The 21773-nt window shown below is 37.7% G+C and carries 20 protein-coding genes and 1 pseudogene; all 21 read right to left on the bottom strand.

Annotation, left to right across the window (positions count from 1 at the left end; genetic code table 11):
* Nucleotides 1-12: 12 nt before the first annotated feature.
* Complete coding sequence (locus BUB52_RS07735) at nucleotides 13-213, bottom strand: winged helix-turn-helix domain-containing protein (RefSeq protein WP_009121142.1); 201 nt, start codon at nucleotides 211-213, stop codon at nucleotides 13-15.
* A gap of 158 nt (nucleotides 214-371) precedes the next feature.
* A complete protein-coding gene (locus tag BUB52_RS07730) occupies nucleotides 372-830 on the bottom strand; it encodes a C-GCAxxG-C-C family protein (protein WP_009121143.1) in 459 nt (152 codons plus the stop codon).
* Nucleotides 831-836: 6 nt separating this feature from the next.
* Nucleotides 837-1601 carry an exodeoxyribonuclease III gene (locus BUB52_RS07725; RefSeq protein WP_009121144.1) on the bottom strand — a complete coding sequence of 255 codons (765 nt, stop codon included), beginning with the start codon at nucleotides 1599-1601 and terminating at the stop codon, nucleotides 837-839.
* A gap of 22 nt (nucleotides 1602-1623) precedes the next feature.
* Complete coding sequence (locus BUB52_RS07720) at nucleotides 1624-2211, bottom strand: methylated-DNA--[protein]-cysteine S-methyltransferase (protein WP_009121145.1); 588 nt, start codon at nucleotides 2209-2211, stop codon at nucleotides 1624-1626.
* Entirely contained in the window at nucleotides 2211-3470 is a 1260-nt protein-coding gene (locus BUB52_RS07715) for an Nramp family divalent metal transporter (protein ID WP_009121146.1), read from the bottom strand. The genes BUB52_RS07720 and BUB52_RS07715 overlap by 1 nt, the downstream gene beginning before the upstream one ends.
* Before the next feature lie 263 nt (nucleotides 3471-3733).
* Nucleotides 3734-3979 (bottom strand): TIGR03905 family TSCPD domain-containing protein, encoded by a 246-nt coding sequence (locus BUB52_RS07710; RefSeq protein WP_009121147.1) that lies wholly within the window; start codon nucleotides 3977-3979, stop codon nucleotides 3734-3736.
* Nucleotides 3979-4716: a YebC/PmpR family DNA-binding transcriptional regulator gene (locus tag BUB52_RS07705; protein WP_009121148.1), complete on the bottom strand. Its 738-nt coding sequence runs from the start codon at nucleotides 4714-4716 to the stop codon at nucleotides 3979-3981. The genes BUB52_RS07710 and BUB52_RS07705 overlap by 1 nt, the downstream gene beginning before the upstream one ends.
* Before the next feature lie 163 nt (nucleotides 4717-4879).
* Nucleotides 4880-7342, bottom strand: coding sequence for a phenylalanine--tRNA ligase subunit beta (gene pheT / locus BUB52_RS07700; RefSeq protein ID WP_009121150.1), 2463 nt, complete (start codon nucleotides 7340-7342; stop codon nucleotides 4880-4882).
* Nucleotides 7343-7494: 152 nt separating this feature from the next.
* A complete protein-coding gene (locus BUB52_RS07695; protein WP_009121151.1) occupies nucleotides 7495-7728 on the bottom strand; it encodes a hypothetical protein in 234 nt (77 codons plus the stop codon).
* A gap of 167 nt (nucleotides 7729-7895) precedes the next feature.
* The gene (locus tag BUB52_RS07690; RefSeq protein ID WP_009121152.1) at nucleotides 7896-8987 is read right to left on the bottom strand and encodes a DUF1972 domain-containing protein; all 1092 of its coding nucleotides are present in this window, start codon (nucleotides 8985-8987) and stop codon (nucleotides 7896-7898) included.
* Complete coding sequence (locus BUB52_RS07685; RefSeq protein WP_009121153.1) at nucleotides 8987-10096, bottom strand: glycosyltransferase family 4 protein; 1110 nt, start codon at nucleotides 10094-10096, stop codon at nucleotides 8987-8989. Before BUB52_RS07685 ends, BUB52_RS07690 begins: the two co-directional genes overlap by 1 nt.
* Nucleotides 10071-11336 carry an O-antigen ligase family protein gene (locus BUB52_RS07680; RefSeq protein WP_009121154.1) on the bottom strand — a complete coding sequence of 422 codons (1266 nt, stop codon included), beginning with the start codon at nucleotides 11334-11336 and terminating at the stop codon, nucleotides 10071-10073. The genes BUB52_RS07685 and BUB52_RS07680 overlap by 26 nt, the downstream gene beginning before the upstream one ends.
* On the bottom strand, nucleotides 11336-12574 hold the full coding sequence (locus tag BUB52_RS07675) for a glycosyltransferase family protein (RefSeq protein ID WP_009121155.1): 1239 nt from the start codon (nucleotides 12572-12574) through the stop codon (nucleotides 11336-11338). The genes BUB52_RS07680 and BUB52_RS07675 overlap by 1 nt, the downstream gene beginning before the upstream one ends.
* Before the next feature lies 1 nt (nucleotide 12575).
* A complete protein-coding gene (gene wecB, locus BUB52_RS07670; RefSeq protein WP_009121156.1) occupies nucleotides 12576-13736 on the bottom strand; it encodes a non-hydrolyzing UDP-N-acetylglucosamine 2-epimerase in 1161 nt (386 codons plus the stop codon).
* A 14-nt stretch (nucleotides 13737-13750) separates the two neighbouring features.
* Nucleotides 13751-14908 (bottom strand): polysaccharide pyruvyl transferase family protein, encoded by a 1158-nt coding sequence (locus tag BUB52_RS07665; RefSeq protein WP_009121157.1) that lies wholly within the window; start codon nucleotides 14906-14908, stop codon nucleotides 13751-13753.
* Nucleotides 14909-14919: 11 nt separating this feature from the next.
* Complete coding sequence (locus BUB52_RS07660; RefSeq protein WP_009121158.1) at nucleotides 14920-15795, bottom strand: hypothetical protein; 876 nt, start codon at nucleotides 15793-15795, stop codon at nucleotides 14920-14922.
* 7 nt (nucleotides 15796-15802) lie between these two features.
* A pseudogene (locus tag BUB52_RS07655) lies at nucleotides 15803-17235 on the bottom strand (MBOAT family O-acyltransferase).
* 2 nt (nucleotides 17236-17237) lie between these two features.
* Nucleotides 17238-18722 (bottom strand): MATE family efflux transporter, encoded by a 1485-nt coding sequence (locus tag BUB52_RS07650; RefSeq protein WP_083554542.1) that lies wholly within the window; start codon nucleotides 18720-18722, stop codon nucleotides 17238-17240.
* Between the two features lie 67 nt (nucleotides 18723-18789).
* Nucleotides 18790-19704, bottom strand: coding sequence for an aldo/keto reductase (locus tag BUB52_RS07645; RefSeq protein WP_009121162.1), 915 nt, complete (start codon nucleotides 19702-19704; stop codon nucleotides 18790-18792).
* 3 nt (nucleotides 19705-19707) lie between these two features.
* Nucleotides 19708-19932, bottom strand: a complete 225-nt coding sequence (locus tag BUB52_RS07640) for a phosphopantetheine-binding protein (protein ID WP_009121163.1) — start codon at nucleotides 19930-19932, stop codon at nucleotides 19708-19710.
* An 11-nt stretch (nucleotides 19933-19943) separates the two neighbouring features.
* Nucleotides 19944-21770, bottom strand: coding sequence for a Coenzyme F420 hydrogenase/dehydrogenase, beta subunit C-terminal domain (locus BUB52_RS07635; RefSeq protein ID WP_009121164.1), 1827 nt, complete (start codon nucleotides 21768-21770; stop codon nucleotides 19944-19946).
* Nucleotides 21771-21773: the final 3 nt, after the last annotated feature.

The following is a 21773-nucleotide window of genomic DNA, read 5'->3' as shown; positions in this document are numbered from 1 at the left end:
CTAATCTCTTTCTTAGTTCAGCTTTACAAACAGTTCGCCTTCAACTTCTTGAGTAGAAATTTTGTCTTCTCTCAATAACCAGCCAAGACCCAAGAACAAATCCTTATCTACCAATTTTGTAGCTTTCTTGATTTGTTTAGCAGTTAAACCTTCAGTTTCATTCAGTGCGCTCCAAATTTTTCCTGCAGTTTCACCGGCTTTTTCTTTTAACATTTTCTCTTTGTTTTTAGTTAGACATGCTTAAAAATCCGCTTCCCAAAACGGAATAATCAGATTTTATTTCGGCGGCAAAGATAGTTATTTTTATGTTACATAACACATTAACTCTCTTTTTTTTCGCTTATCTGTCATAAAAAACAGCTGTTGCCGGCTTATTTCCGCTGTTTTTCCAAGTACTCAGCCCATATCGTCGCGGCTTCTTCCACCATTTTCGCGCAAGGACGTTTGGCGTAGTATTGCTCCGTACGGGCTTCGGGAACGGAAGAGCCTTCGGGCTTCTTCAGTCCCAGCAACTCGGCGCAAATCATCGAGCCGTTACGTTTCTTGAATTCTTCCGCAAGTGCCTGCACCAGCGCATAATTAGCGGCTTTGCCCTCACGGTCTTTACCGTCGACGGCGCCTTTTTCCAGCCCCGCCAACAAAAACATGCCGCAGGCAGCGCCGCAAGTCTGACGCATCCGCCCTATACCGCCGCCAAAAGAGGCGGACATGCGCAAAGCCTGTTCTTCCGTAAAACCGTACATGTCGGCAAAGGCGGCTACCACCGATTGCGAACAGTTATAACCGCTCTTGAACAACTCAACGGCTTTCTCTATTCTGTCTTTCATCATCGTCTTTTAATCTGCAATTTCCAACATCATAGGACAATGGTCCGAATGTACCGCATCGTTCAGAATGCGCGCTTCTTTCAGCATCGGACGTACCGGCTCGTTCACCATGCAATAATCTATACGCCAGCCTTTATTCTTCGCCCGCGAATTGAAACGGTAACTCCACCAGGTATATTCCTGCTTGTCGGGATGCAACAGACGGAAAGTATCTATGAAGCCCGCATTCAGAAAACGGGTCATCCACTCTCTTTCTTCCGGCAGGAAACCGCTGTTTGTAGCATTGCGGACAGGGTCGTGAATGTCTATCGCTTCATGACAGATATTATAATCTCCGCAAAGAATCAGCTTCGGACGGGTGCGCTGCAACTCCACCACATATTGCTGAAACTTTTCCAACCATACCATTTTAAAAGCCTGGCGCTCATCACCGCTTGTTCCCGAAGGATGATAAACACTCACAATGGACAGGTCGCCGTAATCGGCGCGGATAAAACGGCCTTCATTATCGTACTCTTCAATACCCATACCATATTCCACATGATCCGGTTCGCGTTTCGTCAGAATGGCTACTCCGCTATACCCTTTCTTTCGGGCGGAATACAGGTAATGCTTGTATCCCGATGCATCCAACGCTTCCGCCGGATACTGTTCCGGCTGCAATTTGGTTTCCTGCAGACACAGCACGTCCGGTTGTTCATTTGCCAGCCATTCGGGAAAACCTTTGGTTACGGCAGCGCGCAAACCATTTACGTTGTAGGTTATAATCTTCATGTCTGTATGTTTTTAAGTTTATCTATTCGGCTTCCTTATGCTGTTTCTCCCACTCCAGCAGTCGGACTTTACGCTCCAGCCCCCAATGGTAACCGCCGAGAGCTCCGTCCGTACGCAGCACCCGGTGACAGGGAATCAATACCGAAACCGGATTCTCGCCGATGGCGGAGCCTACAGCCCGGAAAGCCTTGGGAGTTTGCAGCGCGGCGGCAATGTCCTTGTAAGTGGTTGTTTCGCCGAACGGGATGTTCAACAGCTCTTTCCACACGCGCAACTGAAATTCGGTTCCCTTCAAATGCAAAGGTACTGTTTCCACGTTTTCCTCATCCGCGGATAAAGCGGCCAATGCCTTGCGCTGGTACTCGTCCGTACGTTCCTCAAAGTGAGCTCCGGGAAACCTGCTGACCATTTCAATCAATGAAACATCTCTGTTTCCGGTTACAAATGCCATATAGCATACACCTTTGGGCGTAGATGCAACCAACATTTCTCCCAGAAATGTCTCTGCAAAAGAATATCCCACGGTCACTCCCGGGAGTTTATGGGCATATCCGCCATCGGCCAACTGTTCGATTGTCACGAACTTTTCATTTAATAAGTGACGTTTCATTATAAACTTGATATTAATAACATAATGTTTAATACTGTCACAATAGCAGCAATCGTATAGAGCACGAACGTACTCCATTTGCTGTTTACATATTGTCCCATTACTTTACGGGACGAGGTAAGGCTCACTTGCAGGAACACGGTAAACGGCAACTGGACACTCAATATCATCTGTGAAATCAGCAACCCTTTGAACGGGTCTCCGATAAAGCAAATCAATAGCAATGCGATACCCAAGGAAAGAATTACTCCCACCTGCGAATGGCTGTCCTTAATGTGATACGACTCGCCGAATATACCGGCAAAAATAGAGCCTGCCGCCATACCGCTCGTAATAGTCGAAGAGATACCCGCCATCAGCAATGCCAGCGCAAACACCACGCCGGCGCTGCTTCCCAACAACGGGTCCAACAGTGATTTTGCCTGTTGCAATTCTTCCACCTGAATCCCGCTCTTAAAGAAAGTGGCGGCTGCCAGCAATATCATCGCGCTGTTAATGGCCCATCCCACAATCATGGAAAACAGCGTGTCGAACAGTTCATACTTCAATACCTTACGGATGGAAGCATCATCCTGCTTGTTGTACTCATGGCTCTGTATCACTTCCGAATGGAGAAACAGATTATGAGGCATCACCACAGCGCCGAGCACACTCATGATAATAAGCATGCTTCCTTCGGGAAACGAAGGGGTCACCCAGCCTTGCGCGGCCACAGGCCAATCAATCCTGACAAGGAAAAGTTCGTAGATGAACGAAAGCCCTATAACGGACACGAACGCGATGATAGCCCTTTCAATCTTCTTATAGGAATTGGTGAAAAGCATTACCGATACAAAAACCGTAGTCAGTACCGAGCCCCATATAATCGGAATATCCAGCAACATTTGCAGCGCAATGGCTCCGCCTAATATTTCGGCCAGCGAAGTAGATATGGATGCCAGCACAGCCGTCCCCAATATGGGGCGCGACACCCATTTGGGAGTGTATTGCGTGGCAGCTTCCGACAAGCACAATCCGGTTACGATGCCCAAGTGCGCCACATTATGCTGCAAAATTATCAGCATAACGGTGGAAAGCGTCACTACCCACAACAACGAATAACCGAATTCAGAACCCGCCGCAAAGTTCGACGCCCAGTTTCCCGGGTCGATAAAACCGACCGTAACCAATAGCCCCGGACCGATATATTTGAATACATCCAAACCACCCAGATAGCGTTTGTGGTCTTTCCGTTGTAAATCTTTAAAAATATTCTTCATTGTGTTGTTCTTATTTTGAGGGTGTAAAAGTACTCAAATAAAAAAAAACAAATACACCATAACTTGGTTCAAAAGCAAAAAGGACGTGCCAAAACGAATTTCAGCTATCACAGTTTTGCACACTCTCTTCTTCACTCCGTTCAGACTATACATCAATGTAAAAATCAAAAGATGTTTTGAGCGAAGCTAATGACAAAACAATACCTGAAATCCGTTTTGACACACCCTCTTTTAAAATTCCCCCTTTTTAAATCAGAGCAGGGTTAATATCCCATTTCGTGCAATGCTTTACACAACTGGTCCGGACAAGAAGTCGGACGTCCGCCGCAGCGGATACCTTCCAGACGGGAAATCACCTCTTTTACCTGCATCCCGGCAACCAAACGGGACAAGCCTTGCAAATTGCCGTTACAGCCACCCCAGAACGCGATGTCCTTTACGATTCCGTCTTCTACCTCAAGCTCGATATTGCTACTGCACGTACCTTTCGTCTTGTAAGTATAAGTCATTATTCTTCGCTTTCTTCCGGCTTCATATTAGTATAAACCGTCTGTACGTCGTCAAACTCTTCCAGACGTTCCACCATTTTGTCGATAGTTTCACGATGTTCCGGCTCAACATCCTTCAGGTCATTCGCGATGTAGGTAAACTCACCGCCGACATCTTCAAAACCGCCTTCTTCCAAGTGTTTCTGGATAGCCGCATAACTTTTCGGATCACCGTAGATAGTGATTGTGCCTTCTTCTTCATCCTCTTCATAATCTTCGTCAATGTCGAAGTCAATCATATCGAGAATGAATTCTTCCATATCCATACCGTCTTTCTTCTTGAAAGTGAACACGCATTTATGGTCGAACAGGAAAGCCAATGAGCCCATTGTACCCAGGTTTCCGCCAAACTTGTTGAATACGCTGCGCACATCCGCTACCGTACGGGTAGGATTGTCGGTCAAAGTATCAACAAATACGGCTACGCCATGAGGACCGTATCCTTCATAAGTCATACTCTTGTAGTCGCTCTGGTCTTTACCCATCGCATTTTTGATAGCACGTTCAATGTTATCCTTCGGCATGTTTTCACGCTTGCAAGTAGCGATAACGGAACGCAATGTCGGATTGTTTTCCGGTTCGGGTCCGCCGGCTTTCACTGCAATAGCAATTTGTTTACCCAGTCTTGTAAAGGTCTTAGCCATGTGACCCCATCTTTTCAATTTGGCAGCTTTTCTATATTCAAACGCTCTTCCCATTGGAACTAAATATTTATGAGTTATAAGTTATGAGTTATATGAGAATGTGTAAAAACAGACTTATTTATTTTAGGCACGGATTTCACGGAATCACACGGATTTTCATGTATGTTTTCCGTAAAATCCGTGCCTAAAAAAGTTTTACACATCTTAATTCCCTTTTTTAACGAAGTTTCGCCCCCAGCTTGTCTTCCAGATTTCTCACCAGCTTGGACATGATTTTATCAATCATTTTATCGTTCAACGTCTGGTTTTCGTCCTGCAACAAGAAACTTACGGCGTAGGATTTCTTTCCGGCTTCCAGATTCTTGCCTTCATAGACATCAAAGAGAGACACTTCCTTCAACAATTTCTTCTCTGTTTCATAGGCAATCTTCTCGATTTCCGCAAACTGCACCTTCTTGTCGAGCAGCAGGGCGAGATCGCGTTTCACAGCCGGGAATTTGGAAATCTCGGTATAGTTTACTTTCACGTTTTTGACGGCTTTCATCAGCTCTTTCCAATTCAGGTCGGCATAGTACACCTCGTTGTCGATGTCAAACGCTTTCAGGAGCTTTCTTGTCACCACACCGAAGGTAGCCAGACGCTTACCGCCTCTTGTCTGTACGGACAAGGCCGCAGCATAAATGTCGTCCGTAAGATTGCCGACTACCAAATCGTGCATCTGCAATCCGAGACGGGCGAATATATTTTCAACATACGCCTTCAGTTCGTATACGGAGCTATCCTCGTCTTGGTGCGCCCATGAATTGGAAACTCTCTTGCCGGTAACCCACAAGCCCAGATGATAATCTTCCGAGTAAGGAGCAAGCGCCTTTTCAGGATTGCGCTTCTCTTCGTTGAAGTAATAGCAATTACCGAATTCAAAGAATCTCAAATCGGCGTTCTTGCGGTTGGCATTGTGAGAGATGCTCTCCAGTCCGCCAAAGAGCAAAGACTGGCGCATGGCGTTCAAGTCCGCGCTAAGCGGGTTCATCAGCATTACGAGGTTCTTAACAGGATAAGATTCCAATCCGTCATAATATGCGGCGCGTGTCAGCGAGTTATTCAAAATCTCATTGAAACCACAGCCTACCAATTGCTCGGCAATCAGATTCTGTAATCTGTTGGACTTGTCCCATTCGCCTTTCGTTGTCAGGCTGGACTTCAAAGCCGTAGGAATCTCCACATTATTATATCCGTAAATACGGAGAATATCTTCTATTACATCGCAGTCGCGCTGTACATCCACACGGTAAGGCGGAACGTCCAGCGTCAGTCCCTCGGCCGTTTCACCAACAATCTTCATTTCCAGACTTGTCACGATACTCTTTATGGTTTCTACCGGAATAACCTTGCCAATCAGCGAATGTACCTTCTCATAAGAAAGTTCCACTCTGAAATCTTGGGCGGGAGCGGCGCATACATCCTTTATATCGGAAGATATGGTACCGCCGGCAAGTTCCTTCACCATCAATGCCGCCAGTTTCAGGCAGTAAAGGGTGGCATTCGGGTCGATACCTCTTTCAAAGCGGAAAGAAGCATCCGTATTCAAGCCATGACGACGGGCGGTCTTGCGCACCCAAGTAGGATGAAAATAAGCGCTTTCGAGGAATACATCTTTCGTAGTTTCCGTAGAACCGGAATCCAATCCGCCGAATACTCCGGCAATACACATGGCCTCTTCCCTGTTGCAAATCATCAAGTCGCGTTCGCTCAATTTGCGTTCCACACCGTCCAAAGTGACAAAAAGAGTGCCTTCGGGCATAGTCTTTACAATCACCTCACCGCCTTTAATCTTGTCGGCATCGAAGCAATGAAGCGGCTGACCGAACGCATGAACGATGTAGTTCGTAATGTCCACCACATTGTTAATAGGACGTAGGCCAATGATACGGAGCTTGTTTTGCAACCATTCCGGGCTCTCCTTTACGGTTACGCCTTTTACGGTTACTCCGGCATAACGCGGACAAGCCTCGCCGTTTTCCACCGTAACCTTGATGTCCAAGTCGTGGTTCTCAACGGCAAAAGCGTCCACAGACGGCTTCTTCAAAGAAGCTGGCAGGCCATTCTGTACCAGATAAGCGTACAAATCGCGAGCCACGCCGTAGTGTGAGCACGCATCAGCGCGGTTGGGAGTAATATCCACTTCCAGCACGTAATCGCTCTTGATGTTATAATAATCCTTGGCAAGCGTGCCCGGCACAGCCGTTTCCGGCAATACGATGATACCCGCATGGTCTGTACCGATACCTATTTCATCTTCCGCGCAAATCATACCGTTGGACTCTACGCCGCGGAGCTTTGATTTCTTGATTGTAAAGCATTCATCACCATCGTAAAGTTTCGCACCCAAAGTAGCTACTACCACTTTCTGTCCGGCAGCCACGTTAGGCGCACCGCATACAATCTGCACAGGTTCGCCCTGTCCCAGATTTACGGTAGTGATGTGCATGTGGTCTGAATTAGGATGAGCTTCGCATGTCAGCACTTCTCCGATGACCAGACCTTCCTGTCCGCCTTTAATGGTTTGCACCTCTTCTACGCTTCCTGTTTCCAATCCAATGGAAGTCAGCGCAGCGGCGACTTCATCCGGTGTCAAATCGAAATCGACATACTCTTTCAACCAATTATAAGAGATATTCATATCATTATTTTTTTATTGTTTCCAAAAGTGACCCGCAAAGTTAATAAGATTTTTTGGTTGGCAGGGAATTATCAGAGAAGAAAATAAAACAAAAACAGCCGGAACCGCTAAACAAAGCAATTCCGGCTGCGCCTAAAACAAAATAACCGCTGTTACCTGTCGTTTATCAAGCCTCTTTTTCTGCAAATGGCGATGGGCGCTCCAAGCTCTTCCCGCTCCGCTACCTCGATATATCCGTCGTGTTCCAGCTCAAACAGTGCGGGATATACCCGCAACTTGTCGGCGCCGGAATTGCGGATAATATCATCCACAGCCACCATCCCATCCGAGGCGTCTATATAATCTCTGATTTTTTGCGTGTCAAGTGCTTTGTAATCCATAGTCATAAATTTATCCTTTCATTTTTTACTGTAATGATACGATTTAAAGTTTATCCGCTATGCTGTGCAGCCGTCTCCGTAACAACATATCATTCTGCTACATGAACTGAAACGTTTTTTTCACTTTATCTTATTATATATCTATAAATAATAACATCATTTCTCCTATATTTTCAGTCACCCGAATGCGAATATAATGCTTCATATTGCTGTGCAATTACTTTCCAACGATAACGTTTATACGCGATTTCCACCATATTTTCAGCATTTATCTTAAAAGTCGGGTATGGTTTCTGCAAAAGAGTTTCCAGCATCTCTGCAGAAGAGAAATAATCAGCTTTTTGCTCTGTTGTCTCCCTATTATATATCACATCAAAAGCCAATATCGGCTTACCAAAAAACATAGCTTCTACCAACGAAGGATTCGTACCTCCTGCACTATGTCCATGTATATAAAAAGAGCAATGGCCCCTCAATACATTTAAAGTCTTTACATCATATATAGGAGACAATAAATGGATATTCCCGTACTTGGCATATTTTTCTAACAACGATTTTCCATACGGACTTCTATTCCAATTTCCAACGAAAAACAATTTTTTACCAGAAGCTTTAAAAGCTTCCAATATAACATGCACATTGTTTTCCGGCTCTATCCGACATAAAGAAAAAGAGTAACTAATATTTTTCAGTCCGTATTTTTCTAATATTTCTTCCTCTACATCCGTAATATCACACAACACATGGTCTCCGCCATAGGCTATCAGTTCCGTTTCTGTTCTATATTCCTTTTTCACATAATCCTGAATACCCTTATTATCAGCTACCACCACATCTGCATGCTTCACCGCCATCTTTTCCGAAAACTTCAAGAAAGCTTTGGCATATTTTCCCCATTTTTCACGACGATGCTCCAAACCATCGATATTGATTATCAAACGCTTTTTAGAAAACAAACGGTATATTGGAAGAAAGCAACACCCGGAGACACCCAGTATCAAAACCACATCGCTTTTCTTTGTAGCCTTTATCAAAGAGATGATATCGTATAGGATACTTTGACTTCCATTGGCATCTAACGGAACGTATTTCAAATCTGCGTTTTTATAAACTGATTGTCGGTGAGGGTAGCTTTTGGCACTACAATAAACCGTATAGTGTATATCGTCTAAAGAATTATATCCTATGATATTCTCTACCAAAGACTCAAAACCACCATAGTTGGCGGGTACTCCTACTGTGCCTATAATTGAAACCTCTTTCATTATTCTTTCCCGATAATTCTATTATATCCTTCTAATGTAGCTTTTGCCGTATCCTCCCATTTATAATATTTCAAAATTCTATCAGATAACTCCTCGTTGAAAGAACCTTCAAAAGCTGCTACAACAGCACGTCTTATAGAATCCAAATCATCAGGTTCACAATAATAAGCATATTTTTTAAAATAATCTTCTGTATCCCCTTTTTTAGTTACGACTATATTAGTTTTCATAACAGCAGCTTCTAAAGACGAAAGTCCCGGGGTTTCCATCCACGAAGCTAAAATATGTACTTTTGCTAACTTATAGAATTGAGGCAACTTCGTGTGCTCAACTTGCCCTAAGAAGAAAATGTTCGAAGAAGCCTCTTTCTTACACCTTTCATAATACTTTTTAAAATTAGCGCCAGCTTGCCCTATAAAAACGAATTTATAAGGTAAATCTTTTACTGCTTTTATTATGTTCAACTGATTTTTACGTCCTTCTATCCTAGACACACACAATACACAATCTTTATAGCACTTAATGTTATCATCAACAATAACATTATTATAATCGAATTTATTTATATCAACAGCATTCGGAACCGCTACATAGTAATAATTCTGCAAGTTAAAATCATCACAAACTCGTTTCATTTCAGAATCTGAATTAGGCAAAAATACATCTATAGCTTGTACTATTTTCTTCTGTAACCGTTTATGGCCATTTAACAAATAAAACAATGTTCCTTTATTAAATTCTGCATTCAATATTATCCGAGCTATAACCTTCAAGTATTCTATTTGAGTTATAGATAAAAATTGATTCAAAATTTGTAAAACACCACCTCTCGCTTTTTTCTCATATTCCACATACGGACCATAAATTGTAGATAAAGCTATTTTTTTATGCTGCTTTTTCGCATTTCTCACCTGCAAATATAACTCTTGAGGTCTCATCAAATTAAATACATGCACGATATCATAATCTGATAAGTCAGGTTCTAATTCTAAAGTTATATCAACAATACAACCAGCTTTTTCTAAATATTCCTTTGTTTTAAGGATTTGAGTTGTATCTCCTCCCGGCACAGTAAATAGAGTTTTACGAGACTGAAATAGAATTTTCATTATATTTATGATAATTATTTAACACAATTAATATTGTAACAAAAGCTATTATAGACATGCCATTAAAAAGGACGTGACCTGCAAATGCTGAATGAAAATAAATAACAATCCATGCTATTTTAAAAATTAATGCATACTTCCCTTTTATCTGCATTGCCTTTTTCAAACCATAAACAAAAAGCGATATATAAAGGAATAGTCCCCATAAACCATACATAAAAAATATATCAAAAGATTCACACTCCAAAAAGGATGAAGATTCATCCCAAAAACTATTAGCAAAAGGATTTCTAAATGATACAAAATATCCCATACCGAAAAATAATCTCAAAAGCAGAAGTCCATCCAAAGAATATTGTTCAAAAGCATAATCTAAATATTCCACTCGGCCAGACAATAAAAAATGCCTTAAAGAATCCGCATGCTCATACCTATAAGTAACAACAGAAGTAGCCGTTGTAATCAATTCTATAATATATGAATTATAGTATAATAAAAGAGCTATAACACCAATAATGGTAATTATTTTATATACTTTTTTTGCATAAAAGAAAGAGATAAGGATTATGGCCAAAGTTAGTATTATCGCTGCTTTAGATAATAAATTTACTAATACATAAAGAAAAAGAAATAAACGTATAATTTCTTTTTTCTGTTTTGTAGAAAAATAAGTATATAAAGAAAAAAGGCCTGCTACTCCTATAAATATGCCTAAACCATTACCAGAAGTAAAAACACCTTTTGATCCCAAACCATCTCCATACACATCGAAATTAATTCCTAAAATATTGGATAATAATATTATACCAGCATATATCGTTGCAGATAAAATAAAATAGTGAATTATATCCAATACCTCAACATTTCTACTCTGAACATATCTATTAATTACTAAATAGAATAACAGACAAAAAGAGAGTTTATAAGAGGAAATAATACCTGTCAATAATCCCAAAGGATACTGATGTAATAAGAAAGATGTAAATTCTATTATTAATAGATAAACAACCGTGATTAAAAAAAAATAGAATTTTTGTTTATGCTTCAATTGCACAAATAATATTACAGTCAGAAACAATCGAAATATTTGAGAAGGAGAAAATGCTGCATTCTCACTCATTATTCCTTTTCCAACAATATAGCCAGTCAAAGCATCAGCAAACGGGTTTAAAAGGAAAATAAGAAATAAAGTAAAAGTAATAATAGAAGTTCTGAAGGCACAAATATTATGCAACATCATTAATCATTCATTATATTGTTTAAATGTCGCGAATATACATTTTGGCTCAAAAAGTATTCACATACTTTATCAGGATGACGCAGATTAGTCAATCGATAATCAGTATAAATATTGTATAAAGTAGAAGATATATCTTCCGTACTCCTTACATTCGAAAAATAATCGATAATTCCATCGGAATACATATCATGAAGAACACCATCAATAGGGCTAATCGCCCATATAGTTTTCTTATTCTGCATATAATCAGAAATTTTACTCGGCAAGAAAATACCTTCTTCGCAAGGAGCCTCTAACAATAAACACAAGTCATATTGTTTTATCACAGACAAACTTTCCATATATGAAACAGGTGGAAGACATTTTATCCATTTATTTAATTGCAAAGTTTCTATTTGTTCATAGAAAGTTCTATTATGCATCCTTTCCAATATCCCAAGGAAAGTAAATTCTATCTGGGCATCTGTAACTTTATCCAAAAAAGAACGTATGCCTTTCAACAATATTTCAGGATTACGTTCACGTCCTAAAGCACCAGCATGAATTATTCTCAACACTTTACCATATTTCATTGAAACTTCTTGTGGAATAAGTTTTTCCATTATAATATGAGGGCTGATTAAACACCTAGTCTTATTCATTCCAACCATATATTGCAACATATAATCACGCAATCTTGTTGATGGAAAGACATTATAAAATGTATATTTTCCTATATCTAAAATCAACTTCTTTCTAAATAAATTGACACGCGTATCCGCCCCTTTCCCATATGGATAAGGATACTTTACCCACATATATGGATCATTCCAAGTAGCAACCCATTTTATCTTGTATGTTCTTGCTATATACGCGCCTACCACTTCTGAAGGATAATCGTAAGTATAAACATAATCGTATTGATACAGCTTAATTAATTTCTCGCAAACGGATATTGCATCAAAAGCCCAATCAATACCTTTATAAATATATCCTGTTTTAAAAAAAGTTTTTAGATGTCGTAATATTGTGCTCAAGTCAAAAGCGGTATCTACCTTTACAAGATTTATAGAATTAACTTTCCCAAAGAAAAAATCCGTGGTAGATTCTGGATAACAAGTGCGGTTACTACGTACTGAACGACATACTAAATCAACAATAGCTCCTCCCTCGGTTAAAGCATTCAGCATTTTAGCATTAACATTAGCTTCTGCACCAAATACTGGGTAGGAACTTGGAGCAACAAATAAAATTCTCATATTAATACTTTTCTACAAATAGCTCAACTATTCTTTTACACGCTTTTCCATTTCCATAGGGATTTACCGCTTTACTCATCCTCTCATAATACATTTGATCATCAAGTAATGCAGACACTTCAGCCACAATCTTATCGTAATCCGTTCCTACAAGTTTTACCGTTCCTGCCTCTAATGCCTCCGGACGTTCTGTCGTATCGCGCATCACAAGCACAGGTTTGCCCAGGCCTGGAGCCTCTTCCTGAATACCACCACTATCTGTCAATATAATAGATGACTTTTCCATCAAATAAACAAAAGATAGATACTCCAACGGCTCTATAAAAAACATATTACAAAGATTAGATAAATCTTCTCCCCAAACCTCATGAATAGGTTTACGAACATTAGGATTTAAATGCATAGGATAAACAAAATCAACATTAGGATACCTCTCTGTAAGGGTTTGGATAGCCTGACACATAGATATAAATCCATCTCCAAAGTTTTCACGGCGATGTCCTGTTATCAGGACCATTTTTTTCCCATTCTGCAAACGTTTGATATCATAGCCTGCAGTTTTCAACACGGTTTCTAATTCTATATTTAACTTCTTGTCATTCTTTATTTTATCGACAACCATATAAAGTGCATCAATTACCGTATTACCAGTAACAGTTATAGCTTCTTCTTTTATACCTTCTGCCAAAAGATTTTGTTTACTTAATGCGGTAGGCGCAAAATTATAAGTAGTAATGCGTCCCGTAATTTGTCGATTCATTTCCTCCGGCCAAGGACTATAGATATTATGTGTGCGCAATCCTGCTTCCACATGACCTACAGGTACTTGTTGGTAAAAAGCCGCCAATGCAGCTGCAGTAGAGGTTGTAGTATCGCCATGTACCAATACCACATCAGGCTTCACATTCTTCAATACATCACGCATTCCTAATAACACCCGAGAAGTGACATCATATAAATCTTGCCCTTGCTTCATTATATTCAAATCATAATCAGGTTTAATATCAAAAATATGAAGAACTTGATCTAACATTTCACGATGCTGACCTGTTACACAAACCAATGTCTTAAACTCCTTTGTGTGTGTTTGAAATTCTTTTACTAAAGGAGCCATTTTTATTGCTTCGGGACGAGTACCGAAGACAAGCATAATTTTTTTCATACGTATAATTTATACTAGTCAAATATTTTTAACAAACAGTTAAATTGAAACTTTTTTATAGAGTTTATACAAGATTTTTCATCCCATTTTTTCATTACATTTGCTACTTGGCTATAATCCTCAAACTCTGTAAGAGATAAAACCGCATTTTTCGTATTATAGACATACTCAGCCATTCCATTTGCTTTCTCACTATAGGACAAGAAAATCGTAGGAATATTCATCGTTATAGCATTAACAGCACAATGCATACGAGCAGCTATTACAAAATCACATTTATTCAAGAATCTTTTCAATCCAATAAATCCAGGATCTGAATTTACTACATCTACAGAGTATCCCTTAGACCTTACTTTATTTGCTATCTGTTCCAGATAAAATAAATCATTATCATTCATTGAATCTGAAAAAACATGAGGTAAAAACATCAGTCTACAATTGAGTTCTCCAGCCAATCCACAAATAGCTTCTACTTGTTTATTGATAGCAATTTCTATATTTCCATAATGATATAAAGCTGATAATGGACTAAGATTAACACCTAACGTTGTACCTTGCTTTTTTTTATCTTTATCTAAAAAAGGACATTCTACAAAATAAGCAGGATCAGGAGCAAATACTACATTTTGGACAATTCCTAATGAATTGAGATAGTCTACTGTAACCCATTCCCTTGCTACAATTAAATCTATTTTCCTCAAGTGTTTCTTGAAAAAAGCTAATGCTTTAGAGTTTTTTTCAAATTTGCCTACGGAAGCTCCCCATAACACATATTTAATCCCTCTTGCTTGGCATTTCTCTAGAAACAGTGGCAAGGAGGCATCATAAGTTCCATCAGGATATAAAGTATATATATCTCCGCCTATAGAGAATATTGTATCATAACCATCAAGCCAATCGGTAGAATCATAAGGTAAAATATAATCAATATTTACTAATGAAAGCAGTTTCCGCACAATATTGTGAAAACTCCATCGGCCAATCCTTTTACGCTGTATAATACGTATATCACAATCTGTCAATCTTCGTAAATCATCTTCATAATTATAAGAAGCATAACTAATTCTTATTTCCGGATTTATTGACTTCAATATATTTACTGTTCCCCGTACAATAGCTTCACAACCATAATTATAAACACCCCCAATACCTATTAGCAAGACATTCTTCATATATTTTTAGTTTATTCAAATGCAAATTTTTTCTTCAATTCTTCCGTAAACCTCACGGCACCTTTATGATTTAAATGATGCGCATCCAACCGCTCATCATCTGTTGCCGCCCAATGACTATAATCCAAATATTCTACATCGTTGAAATATTTCTTACGCATATTTTCACAAAAAGTCTGATCATAGTAAAACTCCGGTTTAAATACGGGGTAATACATCAAATAAAGCTTAATATGATGCACTTTACAGTAATCGATTATCTTTCTGAGATATTTATAGTTCACACTATATCCATACCAGCCATAATCCTTTATCATATCCACCTCTAGTTGTGGAGTTTGCTTAGTGGCATCAAATGAAACATTGTCTTCCCTCTCATTTATATATCCACCTAATAACTTAATATAAGAAACCGATTGAAAATATGCCAACTTAGACAAACTTGCTATAACAATACTAAATATCTGTTTGGACTCTGATTTGAATATTTGCCATTGCTCTTTATTAAAAAAAGGCCAATAGGAAGATATAAAGAAACTCTGTTCATTGTGAGCATGATATTTATAATCAGTATTTTGCCACAGATCCGTTGAAGAACATTGCAAAAACACAGTATCTACTTGAGGGTTATTTCCTACATAATGCAATAGTTTTATATAAGTATAGAGATAACGTTCACTCGGACTACCTAAATTAATAGCTTCTTTGGTAAGTGAATCATCTACTCCCCTACATACATGCGAAGCTCCCATAAAAAGAATATGCTTCTCCTTTGACAAACTCCAATTTATATGCCTTGCTACATAATATCTTACTAGAAAGAGTGAAAATATAAGAACTGTAAATAAAAAGCTAATAAATAAAAAGCTTTTAAGATATTGTTTCATAATAACTTTAAAATTGGAAATAAATAAATTGTACTTGTTGCCCAGCTTGAGTAAGAACTATAAAGGCAATAAGAAGATATAGTCCCCAACGCATCCAACGCTTAGGAAGAGAAAATTGAAGACCATACTGCTTTGTACGGTTCAACCACTCCACACACAATAATATTACAATAAATAATAGCATTTTTTTAGGAATACTTTCAGTTTCGACAACGTAAAAATTATCAGCAATACAATATAAATAATCAACGAACTCAGTAATATTGTTTGCTCTAAAAATAATCCAGCCAAATACTACTAAAGCAAACGTAAGCAGCATCATAAAAAATTCTTTTATGCTAAGCAAACGCCTACCTTCAGCTACTGTTTCAATATATTTTTTAGCCTTTCCAATAATCATCAATGGGAGAAAAAGCAGTGCATGATAAATACCCCACAATATAAAAGTCCAGTTAGCACCATGCCACAAACCACTAGCAAAGAATATAATGAATGTGTTTCGAAACTGTTTATACTTACCTTCCCGACTTCCGCCTAGAGGAATATACAGATAATCAACAAACCACGTATTAAGTGAAATATGCCAACGTTTCCAAAATTCTGCTACATCACGTGAAAAATAAGGAAAATTAAAATTACGCATCAAATTAATACCAAATAATCTGGCAGTACCTATCGCTATATCTGAATAACCAGAAAAATCCCCATAAATCTGAAAAGCAAATAAAATAGCAGTAGCTATTAACATCAGACTACTATGCGCAGCATAATTACCCCAAATATTATCTACTATATCTGCGCAATTATCAGCAATCACCATTTTTTTGAACAATCCCCAAAGGATCTGTTTTGTACCATCAACAGCTACAGAATATATAAACACACGTTTTCTTAAAAATTGGGGCAAAAGGTTGGTAGCACGTTCAATAGGCCCAGCAACCAATTGTGGGAAAAAACTAATGAAAGCGAAAAAGGCTATCACATTTTTAGTCGGTTCTATTTTTTTACGATATACATCAATTGTATAACTGAGTGCTTGAAAAGTATAAAAGCTAATACCGACAGGAAGTACTATATTGAGAGAATTAATATTTAATTCTACACCTATACTTGAAAATGCTTCAACCAAACTTTCAATAAAAAAGTTATAATACTTATAGAGACAAAGGATAAATAAATTTATAACTATATTCAATATTGCATAACACTTTGCATACCCCCCCCATTTTGTCTATCGTATTGTATTATAACACCTGATAAATAGCTACAAAAAGATGTAAAGGCTATCAAAAGGAGAAAATGCCAATTCCACCAGCCATAAAAAATATAACTGCTGATAACTATAAACAGATTTTGCCACCGTAACGGTTTGAAAACAAACCAATAGAGAATAAAAACAACAGGCAGAAAAATCAAGAATTCTAAAGAATTAAAAAGCATGATTATTTATGAATTACTTTGTTTATAAATGCAGCAATCATAACATTAAAACTATATCTGGTAGCTTTATTAAAGCCAAACAAATAGGCCGAAAACAACACGGAAACAACAGATACGATTATCATTAGAAAGCTTGTAAACAATGTATTATCACCCATATATACAACAAGTAAGGGAAATATCAATGAACAAAATAGCACTAAACCATTACGGGCAAAGATAGTGGTAAACTCTCTCCATGTATATCCATGCAGACATACAGCAAGCCACGGTTTGACAATCATTCCCTGAACAATGGTCAATATCAGCAAAGCCCAAGCAATGGCTAGTACCGACCCACCCATCCGATAAATGACAAAGACAACAGCAAAAGCTGCAATATCCATAGCAGGACAAATCAGTGCATTTTCCTTCAACCTTCCATTAGCTTGAAAAATCATATAAAAAGAAAGATCATAGACGATAAAAAGCACCTCTAATAAAGTGATACGAAGAAATTCAACAGTATAGGGCGGAACTATTTTCAACCATAATTTTAATACTAATTCTGTTTCAAAGAGAAGTGGTAAAGTAATGACAAGCATCAGATAAAAAGACACATTAGTGGACAAAAATAATAGACTTTTACTACTCTCTATTTCACCACTAGCATACCGTTTCAGTATTTGCGGATTAACTGCTGTACGGAAATTAGTGATAAAATTCACTACTTGGCTCTTGACTTGCCCAGATATAGCACGTGCTGTAACCAATGCCGGTCCAAAAAAGATACTTATCAATACAGTTGCAGCATGAGTTATTGCCATTGAGGAAAAACTTCCCAAAAGATTCCATCCCGTAAATCCCAATATAGGTTTAAAATATTCTTTATCAAAAGAGTAACCAGCAATACATTCTTTGAAATGCAATTTACAGTAAATACGATTAAACAGATAAAGCGCCAACTGTACGACAAGTATCATAAATGCATAAAACACCAACTTATCTATTGGAGAAATTTGTATGAGATAACAAATGAGTAACTTTAAAAACGCATCAAAAATGCCGATATAAGCATAGACAGCCATATGTTCATGAGCTATGATTAGTGCTTGAAACGGCACTAATATAATAGAAAGAACTGCGGTAATTACCGATATCTGATATACCCATAAAGCAGCATACATACGATTAGCTGGTATCTCACATTTATTATAAAGTAACCAAAGACCAATAGTTTCGGCAATCACAATAATAATCAATGCCATAATACCGTGGATAGCTCTAGTAGTAGTAAAACATCGTATCAGTCTAATAAAGGTCTTTTCGTTACTTTTACCTAACTCTACAGTTATAAAGCGAGAAGAGGCTCCTCCTAAAGCTCCATTTAAAAAAGCAAACATTGCGACTACACTACCGGCAACATTGTATATACCATAATCTTCTATTCCTAATGCATTCAATATAACTCGTGAGGAATACAATCCTACGAGAATGACTAATGCCATACGGAAATAAAGAAACAAAGTATTTTTAGCGATAGTCTTATTGGAGTTAGCTTGCATACAAAACAAATCAGAGTATCGTAAAATCGCAATTATCAGGATCGTATCTCAAACGAGAATTGATATTGATGGAGTCAATTTGTGATATCTCTTCTAATGTCAATGAAAAATCAAAAATATCTAAGTTTTGTTTTAATCTTCTTATGTTTGTTGATCGGGGAACAGGAATCACTCCATTTTCAATATGCCAACGAAGAATAATCTGTAGCATTGTTTTCTCGTATTTTTCAGCAATGGTACGAAGTATTCTATTATGACGTAACCGCTCATCATTACGCGCCAAAGGTGTATAAGCTTCAATTCGAATCTTTTCAGATTTACAAAACTCAATCAATGGTTTTTGGGTAAACAAAGGATGAACCTCTATTTGATTTAAAACAGGACGTACTTTGCATATTTTAAGTATCTCTTCGATATGATGCTGATGACAATTAGCCAAGCCAATATTCTTCACATACCCTTCTTCATATAATCTTTCCATTTCTCTCCATGTATCCAAATAATGACCTGGAACCGGCCAATGAAACATATACAAATCTATATAATCTAAATCAAATTTTTTAAGAGCTTTAAAGAAACCTGTTCTGACTGTCCCGGAGTATTGTTGTTGGTTAGTAGCCCGCGTCGTTATATATAATTCGCTTCTATTTATACCAGATAATTTAATAGCCTTACCTATGCATTCTTCATTATCATAGGCTGAAGAAGTATCTATCAAACGATATCCGGCTTTTATAGCTTTGGCTATAATAAAAGCTAATTGCCGCTTAAAAAATGGTTTTAAAAAGTAATAATTACAACCCTGTATGTACCGATCTATCTTTTTATTCTTACAAGAAACAAGTTTTCGTAAATAAAAGACATCATCGGTACCAAGTCCTATAACAGGCAACTTATTACCGTTACTTAATAATAATTCCTGCATAAATTAACCTTCTATAAGTTCCAATATATCACCTATTGTTTCTGCCTTTACCAAAGGAAGAATCTTTAGTTTCACATCAAATTCTGTAGATATTTTATCAAGCAAAATCATCATTGTAAGTGAACTGTACTGTTCCCATTCCTTAAATTCCGCATCCAGCACAATTTCATTCGTAGGTACTTCCGTAAATATTTCTCTAAATAATTTGAGTAACTTTTCTTCTTTCATAATTAATTAATTTAACATTTCCAATAAACCTCTTCATCTACTACCTGGGCTGGGTTACCACTTACAATTGAAAAAGCTGGAACATCTGCCGTTACAAAAGCACCAGCTCCAACGATACCACCAGGATAAACATGTACTCCAGGCATAATTGTACAACGGTCACATAACCAAGCGTGATTACCTAAAATAACCGCCCTGGAAGTTTTATATCCTTGACGGGATAAATAATGTTCTCCATTTGTATCACGAACAATTACATTTCGTCCAAGAAAAACATTATCTTCAAATTGGATTTTTTTTCCGCAAACTATTTCAACTCCTATATTGGTATCACCTCCTCCTCCAACTATAAATTCTGCATTCTCAAAAACCTGTACATTCGTACCTGCTCCAAACGTATAGTTCCCTTCAAACTTAATCAAACCATTTTTCCGAATTAAAAAAATCGATTGGCTCTTATCCTTTTCTGTTACTTTATTTCCCAACTTAACACATCCCTTCACTATTATTTTCGCCCCTCTATGCATATCTATATAAGTGTACTTATGAAATATGAGAAAATACCCTGAAAAAATTGTACTTTGTACGTGTTTAGAAAAAATATTATAATAAATATTTTTATACCAAGTACTTATTGAAAATTTAGACGCCTTCATTGTGAAATAAGCAAACTTTAATACATTCTTCAATCTCCTTTTAAAAAGGACTTTTGAAGGTGTACTTTCAATCAATCGGCGTAAAATAAGCTTCTCAAAGTTTACACTATCAAGGTCTTTATAGAATTGAATCCTATCAATATTTGTTGGCGATTTATAAGTAATAGTCAACGCCGGATTTCCATCTAGAATGGTATCAAAAGGAATTTCTTGATAGCATAAGCTTTTCTTTACTTTTTCATCAAAGTAGGTGTCACCCTTTTGAGAGTTTATGAGTATGAGAGAGGTCCCTAAGTCATTGTCATAGTCTTTGTTTAAATATTTCTCAACCCCCCAAAAGTCTGCAATAGAAATATCCGCAATTCGGGGAAAGCCTTTAAATTTACAATTATGACATGAAGGACGAGAAGCAACCCCTAAGTCCATATAACAACGGCGGAACAGATTTTTTTCTCTGGAATCGTAAATGACTTTCCCATTTTCAAAAACGACTTTATTTGTTAGAGTACGCCAACCTATTTCTTTATTTTTATCTTTTATATAAATTACTTTAGAATTATATTTTTCTTCTAAAAACTCAATGTATTTATGCCATACCTTAGGAGAATTAACATACATACATATAAAGTCAAGTGTTATCAAATTCTCATAATCTTTTTTCAAATACGACTTTAAAGCTGCTATTTGGCATGGTGTACCGCACAATAATACCTTTTCTCCCTCTTGCAATATTCTTTTGACATTTGCATAAAATCCGATAGCATTACTTTGAATGTACTTTGAACTTCGAAGTTTTTCGATATCATCCTTATTATTTGATATGTATTCTGAAACACTCCAATCTTTATTCCATATTGCACCACCTACATATGCTTTTTCAGAATAGGCTTTTTTGGCAAAGGCTGAAAAAGCTCCGCCGGACGTACTGTCAAAGCGAACTTGTAGGTTTCTATGAATTGCAGCAAAGCAATGAGGATGTGCAAAATCATTCTGCTTAAGAGCATCAATATTTATAACAGGGCATACTTTCTCACAAATATTACATTTGATACATAAATCGTCGTCAATTGAAGGATACAAAAACCCTTCATTATCTTCAAAAAATGTTATGGCTCCCTTAGGACATGCATCACCACAAACATTACATCCACAACATTCTATTTTGGCTAATTTATCAATCATAAC

It is taken from the genome of Bacteroides clarus YIT 12056 (assembly GCF_900129655.1).
GTDB classification, from domain to species: Bacteria; Bacteroidota; Bacteroidia; order Bacteroidales; family Bacteroidaceae; genus Bacteroides; species Bacteroides clarus.
This window is presented reverse-complemented; position numbering and strand designations above follow the sequence as displayed.

Bases quoted from the DNA above. Each gene is read 5' to 3' on its own strand.
- BUB52_RS07735 (WP_009121142.1), bottom strand. From the start codon at position 213: ATGTTAAAAGAAAAAGCCGGTGAAACTGCAGGAAAAATTTGGAGCGCA.
- BUB52_RS07730 (WP_009121143.1), bottom strand. From the start codon at position 830: ATGATGAAAGACAGAATAGAGAAAGCCGTTGAGTTGTTCAAGAGCGGT.
- BUB52_RS07725 (WP_009121144.1), bottom strand. From the start codon at position 1,601: ATGAAGATTATAACCTACAACGTAAATGGTTTGCGCGCTGCCGTAACC.
- BUB52_RS07720 (WP_009121145.1), bottom strand. From the start codon at position 2,211: ATGAAACGTCACTTATTAAATGAAAAGTTCGTGACAATCGAACAGTTG.
- BUB52_RS07715 (WP_009121146.1), bottom strand. From the start codon at position 3,470: ATGAAGAATATTTTTAAAGATTTACAACGGAAAGACCACAAACGCTAT.
- BUB52_RS07710 (WP_009121147.1), bottom strand. From the start codon at position 3,979: ATGACTTATACTTACAAGACGAAAGGTACGTGCAGTAGCAATATCGAG.
- BUB52_RS07705 (WP_009121148.1), bottom strand. From the start codon at position 4,716: ATGGGAAGAGCGTTTGAATATAGAAAAGCTGCCAAATTGAAAAGATGG.
- pheT (WP_009121150.1), bottom strand. From the start codon at position 7,342: ATGAATATCTCTTATAATTGGTTGAAAGAGTATGTCGATTTCGATTTG.
- BUB52_RS07695 (WP_009121151.1), bottom strand. From the start codon at position 7,728: ATGACTATGGATTACAAAGCACTTGACACGCAAAAAATCAGAGATTAT.
- BUB52_RS07690 (WP_009121152.1), bottom strand. From the start codon at position 8,987: ATGAAAGAGGTTTCAATTATAGGCACAGTAGGAGTACCCGCCAACTAT.
- BUB52_RS07685 (WP_009121153.1), bottom strand. From the start codon at position 10,096: ATGAAAATTCTATTTCAGTCTCGTAAAACTCTATTTACTGTGCCGGGA.
- BUB52_RS07680 (WP_009121154.1), bottom strand. From the start codon at position 11,336: ATGATGTTGCATAATATTTGTGCCTTCAGAACTTCTATTATTACTTTT.
- BUB52_RS07675 (WP_009121155.1), bottom strand. From the start codon at position 12,574: ATGAGAATTTTATTTGTTGCTCCAAGTTCCTACCCAGTATTTGGTGCA.
- wecB (WP_009121156.1), bottom strand. From the start codon at position 13,736: ATGAAAAAAATTATGCTTGTCTTCGGTACTCGTCCCGAAGCAATAAAA.
- BUB52_RS07665 (WP_009121157.1), bottom strand. From the start codon at position 14,908: ATGAAGAATGTCTTGCTAATAGGTATTGGGGGTGTTTATAATTATGGT.
- BUB52_RS07660 (WP_009121158.1), bottom strand. From the start codon at position 15,795: ATGAAACAATATCTTAAAAGCTTTTTATTTATTAGCTTTTTATTTACA.
- BUB52_RS07650 (WP_083554542.1), bottom strand. From the start codon at position 18,722: ATGGCATTAGTCATTCTCGTAGGATTGTATTCCTCACGAGTTATATTG.
- BUB52_RS07645 (WP_009121162.1), bottom strand. From the start codon at position 19,704: ATGCAGGAATTATTATTAAGTAACGGTAATAAGTTGCCTGTTATAGGA.
- BUB52_RS07640 (WP_009121163.1), bottom strand. From the start codon at position 19,932: ATGAAAGAAGAAAAGTTACTCAAATTATTTAGAGAAATATTTACGGAA.
- BUB52_RS07635 (WP_009121164.1), bottom strand. From the start codon at position 21,770: ATGATTGATAAATTAGCCAAAATAGAATGTTGTGGATGTAATGTTTGT.